Raw genomic sequence first — 12,629 nt, 5'->3', positions numbered from 1 at the left:
CCGCGCGCGCGGATATCGAACCGGCGTCCGACCTGATCGATACCGAGGAAGCGGATCCGGCGCCCCGCCGGAGCCCGCCCTGCACCATGGTGATCTTCGGTGGCGGCGGCGACCTGACCCGCCGACTGCTTATCCCGGCGATCTACAATCTCGTCGGGTCGCAGTTGCTCGACGAGGGCTTCTCGATCATCGCCGTGGACTGGTCGGACCTCGATACCGAGACGCTGCGCAGCCAGCTCGGCGAAACCATGCGCCAGTTCGTGGCGCAGCGCCGCTCCAGCGCGTCCGAACTGCACGAAGCGGACTGGGAATGGCTGAGCCAGCGCATTTCCTTCCTGCGTGGCGGCTTCGACGACAGCCAGACCTACCAGACGCTGTCCAGCTTGTGCGGCGTCGGCAACTGCGTGTTCTATCTGGCGGTGGCAGCACGGTTCTTCGCCCCGATCGTCGGGCAGCTCGAAGCGGCCGGATTGACCCGAGAGACCGAAAGCCGGTTCAGGCGGGTCGTCGTGGAGAAGCCGTTCGGCTCCGACCTGATCTCCGCACGCGCGTTGAATGCCCAGTTGCGCAACGCCCTCGAAGAAAGCCAGATCTACCGGATCGATCATTACCTCGGTAAGGAAACCGTCCAGAATATCCTGGCTCTGCGGTTCTCCAACGGGTTCTTCGAACCACTTTGGAACCGCCAGAATATCGACCATGTCCAGATCACCGCCGCCGAGACGGTCGGTGTCGAGAAGCGCGGGCGCTTCTATGAAACGACCGGCGCGTTGCGGGACATGGTGCCGAACCACATCATGCAGTTGCTGGCGATGGTGGCCATGGAAGCGCCGATCTCGTTCGACGCCGATGCAGTGCGGGACGAGAAGTCGAAGGTGCTGGCGGCCGTGCATCCCATTACCGCCAACGACATCGTGCGGGGGCAATATACCGCCGGTAGCATCGCCGGCCGGGCACTTGCCGGATACCGGGACGAGCCGGATGTCGCACCAGACTCGCAGGCGGAAAGCTTCATCGCGATGAAGCTCTCGATCGATAATTGGCGCTGGGCCGGCGTGCCGTTCTATGTGCGTACCGGCAAGCGGCTGGCCCTGCGCAAGACCGAGATCGCGATCCATTTCAAGCAGGCGCCGTATGCATTGTTCCGCGAAACCCCGGTCGAGAAGCTGACGCCCAACATCATGGTGCTGCAGATCCAGCCGACCGAGGGCGTGACCATGCAGTTCTCGGCCAAGATGCCGGGGCCGACCGTGAAGCTCGGCGGTGTCCGGATGAAATTCGATTATGCGGACTGGTTCCAGGAAGGACCCAGCACCGGCTACGAGACGCTGATCTACGACTGCCTGATCGGCGATGCGACCTTGTTCCAGCGGGCCGACAACGTCGAGGCCGGCTGGAAGGTCGTGCAGCCGGCGATCGAGGCCTGGAAAGACGGTGGCCGGAACGCGCAGAGCAAGCTGCAATTCTATGCCGCCGGCAAGGCGGGCCCCGATGCCGCGGATGCGTTGCTGGCCCGGGATGGGCGCCACTGGTTGAGGTTGAACGGATGATCATTCCCCCGCGCGCGCCGGCTTCGTCGCGGATCAGCCTGCTGGTGTCCGATATCGACGGGACCCTGATCAACGGCCATAAGGAAGTCACCCCGGCCACCCTCGCCGCGATCGCGAAGCTGCGTGAAGCAGGCGTCAGGCTGTGCCTGGTGAGCAGCCGTTCGGTGCGCGGGATGCAGATGTATATGCATGCGATCGGCAACGATACGCCGTCGGCCGGCCTGAACGGCGGCGAGATCGTCGACGCAGGCGGGACGGTTCTCGAAACCCAGTCGCTCGATGCCGACGTCGCACGGCTGACCGTGGAGACGCTGACCACCAATCATGTCGATGCGTGGGCCTTCACCGGACGGGAATGGCTGATCCGCGACATCGCCGCGCCGTATGTTCCGCGTGAGCGCAAGGCAGTGCAGTTCGAGCCGACCGTCGTGGATTCGTTCGAGCCCTATATCGACCGGATCGGCAAGATCATGGGCGCCACGACCGACTATCCGCTACTCGAGCGCATGGAGATCGAGCTGCAGACGATGCTCGGCGACCGGGTCAGTTCGCGTCGCTCGTCTCCCTGGTATCTCGACGTGACCCACCCGCTGGCCAACAAGGGCCGCGCGGCGCACCGGCTTGCGGCCCTGCTGGGGGTCGATCCGTCCGAGATGGCCTGCATCGGCGACATGGACAACGACATCTCGATGCTGAGCACCGCTTCCCTGTCGGTCGCCATGGGCAACGCTCCCGAACAGGTCGCTGCCTCGGCACATTTCCTGACCGGTACGAACGAGCAGGATGGCTGGGCCGAAGCGGTGGAAACACTGATCCTTCCCCGGGCAGCCGGGCGCGCGGTGGGAGAGACATAATGGCCGACCTGCAGAAAATCAGCCTGGTCCTGGCGGATGTCGACGGCACGCTGGTCACCAAGGACAAGCTGCTGACCGAGCGCGCCATCCGTGCGGTGCAGGAACTACGCCGGCGCGGCATCCGGTTCGCGATCACCAGCGGTCGTCCGCCCAAGGGTGCCAACATGCTGATCGCCCCGCTCGGAATTACCGAGCCGATCGCCGGCTTCAATGGCGGGCTGTTCGTGAAGCCGGACCTCACCATCATCGAGGCCAAGACCCTGCCGAGGGATGCGGCCGAAAAGACCGTGCAGATCCTGCTCGATCACAAGGTCGATGTCTGGGTCTATAGCGGCGAGGACTGGCTGGTCCACGACAACAAGGCGCCGCATGTTTCGCGCGAGGAATGGACGGTGAAATTCCCGCCCAAGGTCGTGAAGGATTTCGGCGCCGCACTCGATAGTGTCGTCAAGATCGTCGGCATCAGCGACGATCTCGAGCTGATGAAGAAGGTCGAGAAGGACGCCCAGGAAGCACTGGGCAACACCGCTTCCGCGGCGCGGTCGCAGCCCTACTATCTCGACGTCACCCATCCCGACGCGAACAAGGGCGGTGTCGTGACAAGCCTGGAACGGATGCTCGGTGTGAAGGCGTCCGAGATCGCCACGCTCGGCGACCAGCCGAACGACGTTCTGATGTTCAAGAAGAGCGGCATGTCGATCGCGATGGGCCAGGCGAGCGATGAGGTGAAGTCGCAGGCGACCTATGTCAGCGACTCCGCTGAGGATGAGGGCTTCGCCAAGGCGATCGAGCGTTACGTGCTGGGAGAGGCGTCTTGAGCCAGGATGCATGCAACGGCCGGGTCGAGATCCTGGCCGACGCGGAAGCGGTGGCGGTCGCTGCCGCGGACTTCCTGACCGCACAGGCAGTGGCGAAGCAGGGGCCGTTCGTCATCGCGCTCTCGGGCGGATCGACACCGAAGCGGCTCTACGAGATCCTGGCCAGTTCCGCCTATGCGTCGCGGTTTCCGTGGGATCGTGTGCAGCTGTTCTTCGGCGATGAACGTTTCGTGCCGCCCGGGGATGAGTCCAGCAACTACCACATGACCAATCTCGCGCTGTTGTCCAAGGTGCCGGTGCCATCGGCGAACGTGCACCGGATGCCGACCGACGGCGATCCGGCGGATGCGGCTGCACGCTATCAGCGCGAACTGCATACCCAGTATGGCGCCGTGACGTTGGAATCGGGCCGTCCGCTGTTCGACGTAGTGCTGCTTGGCCTGGGCGAGAACGGCCATACGGCGTCGCTGTTCCCCCGCACGGACATCCTGCAGGAGACCCAGGCCTGGGTCGGCACCTGCGTTCCGGACGACGCGCCGCACACCCGGCTGAGCCTTACCTATCCCGCCATCGCCAGCAGCCGCTTCGTGGTGTTCCTGGTCGCCGGTGCCGGCAAGGCGGATGTGGTCAAGGCGGTTCGCGGTGGCGACACGGATTTGCCGTCGACCCATATCACGACGGATGGCGAGCTGATCTGGATGCTCGACAAGGCCGCCGCCGGCACGGTCTCGAATGGCTGATCCGGAGAGCGAGGCCGAGGCTGCCCTCAAGCGTCAGGTCGGCGACGAGGCTGCTGCCCTGGTCGAGGATGGCATGGTGGTCGGACTCGGCACCGGTTCCACCGCGGACCGGGTGATCGACAGCCTGGGCGAGCGGGTGAAGCAGGGGCTCCGCTTCGTCGGGATCCCCAGCTCGGCGCGAAGCGAAGCGAAGCGCGGGCCCGGGCGCTCGGGATCGAGATCGTCACCTTCGGCACGCATCCGGTCATCGACCTGGCCATCGACGGTGCCGACGAGATCGAGCACGGCACGCTGAACCTGATCAAGGGGCTCGGCGGCGCCCTGCTGCGCGAGAAGATCGTCGTCGCTGCGGCAAAGCGCATGGTCGTGGTTGCCGACGACCGGAAGATGGTGCACCGGCTCGGCGAGCATACGCCGGTGCCCGTCGAAGTTTCGCCGTTCGGCTGGGAGTCGGCGGCACATCAGCTCGGACAACTCGGTGCGCGCGTGACCCCGCGGCGGAGCGCGCAGGGCCAGTTGTTCGTGACCGACGGCGGCAACATGATCCTCGATTGTGCATTGGGACCGATCGAGGATCCCGCCGCCACCGAGCAGGCGATCCGCGCGATCGTCGGCGTGTTCGAGTGCGGGCTGTTCATCGGTCGTTCATCGCTGGCACTCGTCGCCGGACAGGGCGGCGTCGTCCGCTACGAGGTTTCATGACGCAGAAACGTATCCTGGTGATCATGGGCGTGTCGGGCAGCGGCAAGTCGAGTGTGGCACTCGGACTGCACGACCAGCTTGGCTGGCCGTTCCAGGAGGGCGACGAGCTTCATCCGAAGGCCAATGTCGACAAGATGAGCGCCGGTATCCCGCTCGACGATGCCGATCGGGCGCCATGGCTGGTGACCTGCGCTGCCTGGATACGCGCCAGGCACGATGCCGGCGAGGGCGGGCTGCTGACGTGCTCGGCCCTGAAGCGCAGCTACCGCGAAACCCTGTCGCAAGGCCTGCCCGACGTCTGGTTCCTGTATCTCAAGGTGCCGGAAGCCGTGCTGAAGGACCGGCTCGCCCATCGTTCGCACCACTACATGCCGAGCAGCCTGTTGCCGACCCAGCTCGGCACGCTGGAAGAGCCCGGTCCGGACGAGCAGGCGCTGACGGTCGTGGCACACGACACCGTCGAGGCGACGCTCCAGGCCGTTCTCGAGCGGTTGTAGATCGGCAGTCCAAGCATCTGCTTAGCGCCACAACCACTTGGCGCAGCGCAGCCAGGCCCGACCCGCAGAGGGCTGCCAACCGGCAGCTCGATCTGGTCAGCCGATACACTCGGCGGTGTTGCTGGAGCGGGCTGCATTGCGTCCCCGCATCGTCCTGATCAGGCCGATGCGGGGACGCAATGGCCGGTGTTGCGTGCCGACAATGGCGAACCTAGGCAAGACCTACCCGAGGGTACCCGATCCTGTAGTCTGACAGTTCTGTCCTGCGAGCTAGCCAACCAGACGTGCGACAACACGTGCCAGAGGCACCTTGTCCTTGAACATCGTCCTGAAAAGGGCGTTCTGTACTTCCTTAGCGTTCTTAGTGCTCAAGGCATTCTTTTTCGAAAGGTTCTGGAGGCTCGTATCCATGAGGTCGGCTTGTCTCTGAAGGTAGAGGCTATGCAGACCAGCATTCTGTTCGTTATTAGCTTTTCGCCCGATTTCCGTCCTGCCGGTTCCCCAGGTTGCAGCTTCCTCGCCAGTAGGCGTGCTTTCATACTTCGGCATCGCACCGATAGCTTGCAGGCGGTTCAGTACATCATGGGCGGGAACCTCCAACTGAACACGGAAGTTCTTCTTCTTCTCACATTTCGCACCAATAAGGTAGCTTCTTGAATACTCCCAGTCAGTTGACCAAGAGGTGGAGTTGTTCGGCTGGTTGAAGAACCCGGCCGTGAACCATATCCTTGCCTCTTCCAACGGCATGGACCGGTAGAGATAAGCACCAACCTCGTTGTGAAGCCGGATCGGCGCGGTATACAAAGTCAGCCCCCCGACCGCATGCGTTTGCCGGATCATCTCTTCCTGGAGCGACGGCGAAAGGTCGGTGTTGTTCAACGCTGAGATAACCCTCTGTTGATCGGAACGATACCATATCGAACAAGTTTAGCATTCCGTCGGGATATCGACCAGACACCTTTGCGCCCGACCCGCCGCGTTGTCGCGCAGGTCAGCGTTGACACGATGGTTCTGCGACCCGTTATCGGTGTCGTCAACGGTGTGGCAAAGCCGGTTCCTGTCGAAGCCCGATCGTGACGCGACCGTGTCACCGGGCGGTGTCCGGCCGGTTGTCCGATAAAATCAGCATCGATCCTGCCTTCCAGGATGCAGGTTAGGTTGGAATAGTCGGCATTCGGTTTCCACGCGGTGCTCGCCACTGACCGAAGCGGTTCCCTTGGAAGCCCGGCTGCGTTACCGGTCGCGCATGAGCACTTCCGTCCGCCCCATCCGAATTTTCATCGATGCCGATGCCTGCCCGGTCAAGGCGGAGATCTACCGTGTTGCCGATCGGTACCGGCTGCATGTATTCGTGGTGTCCAACAGCCTGATCGCGGCGCCGATGTCGCTGCTGATCGAGCGGGTGGTGGTGGAGGCCGGGCCGGACGTGGCGGATGACTGGATCGCCGAACGCGCCGAACGCGGCGATATCGTCATCACCGCCGACGTGCCGCTGGCGTCGCGCTGCGTGAAGACCGGTGCCGAAGTGATCGGTCCCACCGGCCGGCGCTTCGACACTGACTCGATCGGCATGACGCTGGCGACGCGTAACCTGATGGACGATCTGCGGTCGGCCGGGCAGATGACCGGCGGTCCGAAACCGTTCTCGCAGAAAGACCGCTCGGCGTTCCTGGGTGCGCTGGATACCGCCGTCGCCCGTCTGCGCAAGGCCGGGTTCACGTCCGGCTGAGTTCAGTTCAGCGGAAAATGGCAGGCGGCCTGGCGCCCGTCGCCGAGATCGCGCAATGCCGGCACGTCGGTGCGGCAGCGCGGCTGCGCGATCGGGCAGCGCGTGTGGAACCGGCAACCGGGCGGCGGCGAGATCGGGCTCGGCACGTCGCCGGTCAGCAGCGTGCGGCGTGACGCCAGCCCGACCACCGGCTCCGGGACGGCGGAGATCAGCGCCGCGGTATAGGGATGCGCCGGGCTGTGCAGCACCGTGTCGGCGTCGCCGAGCTCGACCACCGAGCCGAGATACATCACCGCCACCCGCGTCGCGATCTGGCGCACCACGCTGAGATCGTGGGCGATGAACACGTAGGTCAGCCCGAGCCGGTCCTGCAGATCCATGAACAGGTTGACGATCTGCGCCTGGATCGAGACGTCCAGCGCCGAGACCGGCTCGTCGGCCACCACCAGTCGCGGCGACAATGCCAGGGCGCGGGCGATGTTGATGCGCTGGCGCTGGCCGCCGGAGAACTCGTGCGGATAGCGCTCGAGCGCCGACGCCGGCAGTCCGACCAGGTTAGTCAACTCGTGCAGCCGGTCACTGATCTCGGACCGGGTGCGCCGGCCGTTCGGACCGCGATGCACGCGTAGCGGCTCGGCGATCAGGTCGCCCACGCGCCGGCGCGGGTTCAGCGACGCATAGCTGTCCTGGAACACCATCTGCATGCGTGGCCGCATCGGCCGGAGCGTGGTCTCGCGAGCGCGGGTAATGTCGCGTCCCTCGAACTCGATCGCGCCGTCGGTGATGTCGGTAAGGCGCAGTAGGCAGCGGCCGAGCGTGGACTTGCCGCAACCGGACTCGCCAACCAGCCCGAGCGTCTCGCCCGGCCGGACCGCAAGAGAGACGTCGTCCACTGCCCGCAATGTCTGCTTGCCGCGCAACGCGCTGCCGACCTGGTAATGCTTCGACAGGTGCTTCGTCTCGATCAGCGGGGCCGTGGCACTCATGCCGGGAACACCGTGGGCGCGAACGCCGGCTGGATCCGCGGCGGCAACGGCCGGCCTTCCAGTGGCAGCACGCAGGCCACGTCCTGTTCCCCGACCGTGACCAGGGCCGGCCGCGTCTCGCAGGTATCGTGGCCATGGCTGCAGCGGGGCAGGAACGGGCAGCCGTCCGGCCGCTGCGCCGGGTTCGGCGGCGCGCCCAGGATCGAGGGCAGGCGCTTCGGTCGTTCGCCATGCAGGGGCGGAATGCTGTCGAGCAGGCCGGCGGTGTAGGGATGGCCGGGCCGGGTGAACAGCGCGCCGGTGGGTCCGCGTTCGGCGACGTTGCCGGCATACAGGACCATGGTCCGGTCGCAGGTCTCGGCCACCACGCCCATGTCGTGGGTGATCAGCAGGATCGAAGAGCCGAAATCGCTCCGCAGCCGTCGCAACAGGTCGAGGATCTGGGCCTGCACGGTCACGTCGAGCGCGGTAGTGGGCTCGTCGGCGATCAGCAGCGACGGATTGCAGGACAGCGCCATGGCGATCATCGCGCGCTGGCGCAGGCCGCCCGAAAGCTGGTGCGGATAACGATCGGCGGCACGTTCCGGGTCGGGCACGCCCATGTCGCCCAGCAGTTCGACGGTGCGCGCACGGGCGCCGGCGCGGCTCAGGCGCTTGTGGGCGCGGAGCTGCTCGTCGATCTGCCAGCCGATCGTGTAGACCGGGGTGAGCGCGGTCATCGGATCCTGGAAGATCATCGCGATCTCGGCCCCGCGCAGCGCCCGCATCTCGCGTCGTCCGAGCCCGATCAACTCGCGGCCGCGGAAGCGCGCCGAGCCGGTGATCGATGCGCCGGGTGCGTCGATCAGGCCCATGATCGCCAGCGCGGTCATGCTCTTGCCCGAGCCGGATTCGCCGACCATCCCCATGATCTCGCGGGCACCCAGTGCGAACGAGATGTTCTCGATGATCCGCACGGTTTTTCCGCGTCCGGCCGGCAGGGTGATGGTGAGGTCGCGTACCTCGAGCAACGGGTCGCCGCCGCGATACTCAGCGTCCATCACGCACCCTCGGGTCGAGCAGGAGATACACCAGGTCCACAACCGCGTTGGCGAGCACCACGAAGATCGCCGAATACATCACGGTCGCCATGATCAGCGGCAGGTCGAGATTGATCAGCCCCTGGTAGGTCAGCCGCCCGACCCCCTGCAGCCCGAACACCACCTCGGTCAGCAGCGCGCCGCCGCCGACCAGCTGGGCGAAATCCAGCCCGAACAGCGATACGAACGTGATCAGCGAGGTGCGCAGCCCGTGCCGCAGCAGCACGCGGGTTTCGGTGAGGCCCTTGGCGCGGGCGGTACGCATGAAATCCTCGCCGTACGCGGCGACCAGGTCGGCCCGGAGCACGCGGCCATAAATGCCGATGAACAGCACCGCCAGCACGCACCACGGAATGATCAGGTGGCGGAACCAGCCGATCGGATCGTCGGACAGCGGCACGTAGCCGAGCCCGGGCACCCAGGAGAACATCCAGGTATCGTGGTAGCGGCTCTGGGTGATCAGGTTGGTGACCTCGCCGAGCCAGAACACCGGCATCGATATCCCGACCAGCCCCAGCATCATCAGCCCGCGATCGACGAACGTGCCGCGCATCGCGGTGGCGATCGTGCCCATGGCGATCGACACCACGATCCAGATGACCGCGGCGCCCGCGACCAGCGAAATGGTGACGGGAGCCGCACGCATCACCTCCGGCACCACCTCCTCGCCGTGATCGACGAACGAGGTGAGGTCGCAGGTGATGAAAAGCCGGCCCATCAGCTTGACGTACTGGACCGGTAGCGGACGATCGAACCCGTACTGGTGACGCACCGCCGCCAGGGTTTCCTGGCTGGCGTTGCGACCGGCGATCCGCGCGGACGGGTCGGCGCCGGGTGTGGCAAAGAACACCAGGAACACCAGCACGCTGATGCCGAACAGCACCAGCACCGTCTGGCCGAGGCGCTTCACCAGGGCGGTCAGCATCTACGTGCGCCGCCGGCTGGTTTCCTTGACATCGAGCGCGTCGCGCAGCCCGTCGCCGAGGATGTTGAGCGCGAGCACGGTGACGACGATGGCCAGGCCCGGCGCGATCGCGACCATCGGCCTGGTGTAGATCAGGCCCTGGCCGTCCTCGATGATGGTGCCCCAGCTTGCCGCCGGCGCCTGCACGCCGATCGACAGGAACGACAGCGCGCTCTCGGCCAGCAGTGCCAGCGCCATCACCAGCGGCGCCAGCACGATCAGCGTGGTGCTGACGTTCGGCAGGATGTCGCGCATCAGGATGCGTGTGCGCGACACGCCGAGGCAGCGGGCCGCCAGCACGAACTCGGCCTGGCGCAGCGACATAACGCGGCCGCGGATCGGGCGGGCGGCGTAGGGCACATACACCAGCGCGATGATGGCGATCGGCAGGATCAGGTTGTCCGACCGGATCACGAACGGCCCGAGCTGCAGCCCCTGGCTGACGGTGACGATCGAGAGCGAGATCGCGAACAGATAGACCGGGATCGCCCACATGATGTCCATCAGCCGCGACAGCAGCATGTCGACGATGCCGCCGAAGAACCCGGCGCAGATGCCGACCACCGCCGCCATGACGATGCACAGGATCGCGGCACAGCTCGAGATCAGCAGCGAGTTGCGGCCGCCGTACAGCAGCCGCGCGGCCACGTCGCGACCCTGGCTGTCGGCACCGAGCAGGTCGGCATCCGCGTGCCAGGTGGGGCCGATCGGGGTGAGGCCGAGATGCAGCCGGTTGTTGTTCGGCTGCATGACGGGAATCTCCTCGCCGTGCAGGGTGACCGTGGCGGCGACATCGGACACGAACGGCTCGGTATGGGCGACACGGCTCGCATAGAGCGGCGCCGCGAGACTGGCGGCGACCAGCAGCACCAGCACCCCGGCGGCGATGACCGCACTCGGCATGCGCAGCAGTGCGCGGCCGGCGATTTCCCAGGGGCCTCGCACACGAACGGCGCTGCGGGACGAGACGGTCGTGCTCACTGGACCCAGACCTGGGAGAACAGCATGTGGTAGAGATTGGTGTTGTAGAAATTCCCAAGCCGTTTCGAGACCAGATCGATCTTTTTCATCTTGATCAGCGGTGCGGCCGGTGCGTCCTGCAGCATCATCCGATCGGCCTTGGCCCAGAGAGCGGCGCCCGCCTTCTTGTCGGTCACCGAGACCAGGGCGGCCTGGTCGAACAAAGCCTGGACCGGCTTGCTGCAATAACCGGAGATGTTCACCGACGAATCGGACCCCGGATGGAAGTTCTCGCAGCCATACAGGGCGGTCAGGAAATCCGATGGTTCGGCATAATCCGCATACCAATCGGACAGGCTGATCTGCACCTTGTTGTTGGTGTTCTGGATGTAGGTGAACTGGATCGCGAACGCGATCGCCTTCACGTCCGCATCGTAGCCGAGGGACCGCAGCATGTTCTGCAGGGTGGTGCCCATGGCGATCTCGACGGCGCGGTTCGGCACCACCAGCGTGACATGCATGCCCTTGGTGCCGCTTTCCGCGACGAGCTGTTTCGCCCGCGCCAGGTCCGGCGCCTTCCACTCGGTGGCGGGATGCGCGAAGTCGGCGCCCTTGGTGTAGGGGCAGTAGGGTTCGTAGCCGGACAGGCCGGACGGAATGTTCTGGCACAACACGCTGCCTGCCGCCGGGCCGCCGTAGAAGGTCTGCATGGCGCGCCGGTTGACGGCGTAGTTGACCGCCTGCCGGACCTTGATGTTGTTAAACGGCGGCAGGTTCACGTTCATGATCAGGTAGAACATGCCGAAGATGTCGTTGATATGCACCTGGTCCGGGAAACGGTCGCCGAGCTCGCCGTAGCGATCGAGCGGCACGTTGTCGTACATGTAATCGAAGTTGCCATTCTCGGTGGCGGTAACCTCGGCCTCGTCGGTCAGGCCGTAGCTGTAGACGATGTGGTCGGCGTAGCCGTCCGGTTGTGCCTCGGGCGCCCATACCTTGAAATACGGGTTGCGTTCGACCGTCATGCCATGGTTCGGGTCGTAGCTCACGATGCGATAGGGGCCGGTGCCCGGTGGCGCATTGTTGCCGAGATCGTGCGCGGGCGTGTCCGCCGGCAGCACGTAGGCGTGCGGAAACGAGAGCTTGTCGAAGAACTCGGCGTCCGGATGGGTCAGGTGGAAGGTGATGGTGCGGTCGGCCTCGTTGCCGACCACGCCGCCGGCCAGCGTGCAGTTCGGCCCGTCCTTCAGGCACGCGTCAGCGCCGACGATGCCGCCATAGAAGCCGCCCGCGGTCGGCGAGTTCACCTTGAAGATGCGCTGGAACGAGGCGACCACGTCGCGCACACCGACCTCGCGCCCGCTGGAAAACCGGATGCCCGGGCGCAGGTGGAACACATATGTAAGGCCCCCATCCTGCGGCTCGGGGAGTGCCTCGGCGAGATCGGCAACCGGAATGTTGCTGGCCTCTCCCGGACGCTTGGCGAACGCGGTCAGCCCGTCATACACCACCACGCCGAGCGTGATCATTTCCGAGTTGTAGTTGACCTGCGGGTCGGCGGTGCCGGCACCTGCATCCGCGGTGAGGCGAAGCGTGCCGCCGCGATGTGGACTGCCGAGGGTCTGGCCTCCTGGCGCGATCAGCGGCGGCGCATCGGCCGGTGTCTGGTCCGCCGGTACCGGCGCCGCCGCGGCGAGCAGCAGTGCCAGGCTCGACAAAATCGATCGCCGGAAGAGACGTCCCATCATCG

At 65.5% G+C, this 12,629-nt stretch carries 14 protein-coding genes; 8 read left to right on the top strand and 6 right to left on the bottom strand.

Annotated elements, in window-relative coordinates; genetic code table 11:
• The first annotated feature begins 86 nt into the window (after nt 1-86).
• From zwf to HN018_RS18945, 7 genes are read left to right on the top strand one after another with little or no spacing between them, the layout of a single operon-like run.
• The gene (gene zwf, locus HN018_RS18970) at nt 87-1,550 is read left to right on the top strand and encodes a glucose-6-phosphate dehydrogenase (RefSeq protein WP_239479343.1); all 1,464 of its coding nucleotides are present in this window, start codon (nt 87-89) and stop codon (nt 1,548-1,550) included.
• Nucleotides 1,547-2,404, top strand: a complete 858-nt coding sequence (locus HN018_RS18965) for a Cof-type HAD-IIB family hydrolase (RefSeq protein WP_239478832.1) — start codon at nt 1,547-1,549, stop codon at nt 2,402-2,404. The genes zwf and HN018_RS18965 overlap by 4 nt, the downstream gene beginning before the upstream one ends.
• Nucleotides 2,404-3,222: a Cof-type HAD-IIB family hydrolase gene (locus HN018_RS18960; RefSeq protein ID WP_171835779.1), complete on the top strand. Its 819-nt coding sequence runs from the start codon at nt 2,404-2,406 to the stop codon at nt 3,220-3,222. The genes HN018_RS18965 and HN018_RS18960 overlap by 1 nt, the downstream gene beginning before the upstream one ends.
• On the top strand, nt 3,219-3,962 hold the full coding sequence (gene pgl / locus HN018_RS18955; protein WP_171835778.1) for a 6-phosphogluconolactonase: 744 nt from the start codon (nt 3,219-3,221) through the stop codon (nt 3,960-3,962). The genes HN018_RS18960 and pgl overlap by 4 nt, the downstream gene beginning before the upstream one ends.
• Entirely contained in the window at nt 3,955-4,257 is a 303-nt protein-coding gene (locus tag HN018_RS29235; protein WP_338033994.1) for a hypothetical protein, read from the top strand. Before pgl ends, HN018_RS29235 begins: the two co-directional genes overlap by 8 nt.
• Complete coding sequence (gene rpiA, locus HN018_RS18950) at nt 4,176-4,664, top strand: ribose 5-phosphate isomerase A (protein ID WP_338034026.1); 489 nt, start codon at nt 4,176-4,178, stop codon at nt 4,662-4,664. The genes HN018_RS29235 and rpiA overlap by 82 nt, the downstream gene beginning before the upstream one ends.
• Nucleotides 4,661-5,161 carry a gluconokinase gene (locus HN018_RS18945; protein WP_171835777.1) on the top strand — a complete coding sequence of 167 codons (501 nt, stop codon included), beginning with the start codon at nt 4,661-4,663 and terminating at the stop codon, nt 5,159-5,161. The genes rpiA and HN018_RS18945 overlap by 4 nt, the downstream gene beginning before the upstream one ends.
• 270 nt (nt 5,162-5,431) lie before the next feature.
• Here the strand turns inward: HN018_RS18945 and HN018_RS18940 are convergent, their stop codons facing one another.
• On the bottom strand, nt 5,432-6,040 hold the full coding sequence (locus HN018_RS18940; RefSeq protein ID WP_171835776.1) for a hypothetical protein: 609 nt from the start codon (nt 6,038-6,040) through the stop codon (nt 5,432-5,434).
• A gap of 367 nt (nt 6,041-6,407) precedes the next feature.
• On the opposite strand from HN018_RS18940, the gene HN018_RS18935 reads away from it, so the two are divergent.
• The gene (locus HN018_RS18935; RefSeq protein WP_171835775.1) at nt 6,408-6,890 is read left to right on the top strand and encodes a YaiI/YqxD family protein; all 483 of its coding nucleotides are present in this window, start codon (nt 6,408-6,410) and stop codon (nt 6,888-6,890) included.
• 2 nt (nt 6,891-6,892) lie between these two features.
• Here the strand turns inward: HN018_RS18935 and HN018_RS18930 are convergent, their stop codons facing one another.
• The 5 genes from HN018_RS18930 to HN018_RS18910 form a co-directional block, all read right to left on the bottom strand.
• The gene (locus HN018_RS18930) at nt 6,893-7,876 is read right to left on the bottom strand and encodes an ABC transporter ATP-binding protein (RefSeq protein WP_171835774.1); all 984 of its coding nucleotides are present in this window, start codon (nt 7,874-7,876) and stop codon (nt 6,893-6,895) included.
• A complete protein-coding gene (locus HN018_RS18925; RefSeq protein ID WP_171835850.1) occupies nt 7,873-8,916 on the bottom strand; it encodes an ABC transporter ATP-binding protein in 1,044 nt (347 codons plus the stop codon). The genes HN018_RS18930 and HN018_RS18925 overlap by 4 nt, the downstream gene beginning before the upstream one ends.
• Nucleotides 8,906-9,880 carry an ABC transporter permease gene (locus HN018_RS18920; RefSeq protein ID WP_171835773.1) on the bottom strand — a complete coding sequence of 325 codons (975 nt, stop codon included), beginning with the start codon at nt 9,878-9,880 and terminating at the stop codon, nt 8,906-8,908. Before HN018_RS18920 ends, HN018_RS18925 begins: the two co-directional genes overlap by 11 nt.
• Nucleotides 9,881-10,822, bottom strand: a complete 942-nt coding sequence (locus HN018_RS18915) for an ABC transporter permease (RefSeq protein WP_171835849.1) — start codon at nt 10,820-10,822, stop codon at nt 9,881-9,883. It abuts the gene before it with no gap.
• A gap of 74 nt (nt 10,823-10,896) precedes the next feature.
• Nucleotides 10,897-12,627 carry an ABC transporter substrate-binding protein gene (locus HN018_RS18910; protein WP_239478828.1) on the bottom strand — a complete coding sequence of 577 codons (1,731 nt, stop codon included), beginning with the start codon at nt 12,625-12,627 and terminating at the stop codon, nt 10,897-10,899.
• Nucleotides 12,628-12,629: the final 2 nt, after the last annotated feature.

This window comes from Lichenicola cladoniae (genome assembly GCF_013201075.1).
Classification (GTDB): Bacteria; Pseudomonadota; Alphaproteobacteria; order Acetobacterales; family Acetobacteraceae; genus Lichenicola; species Lichenicola cladoniae.
Note: the sequence above shows the minus strand (reverse complement) of the source record. Positions and strands in the feature narration are given on the sequence as shown.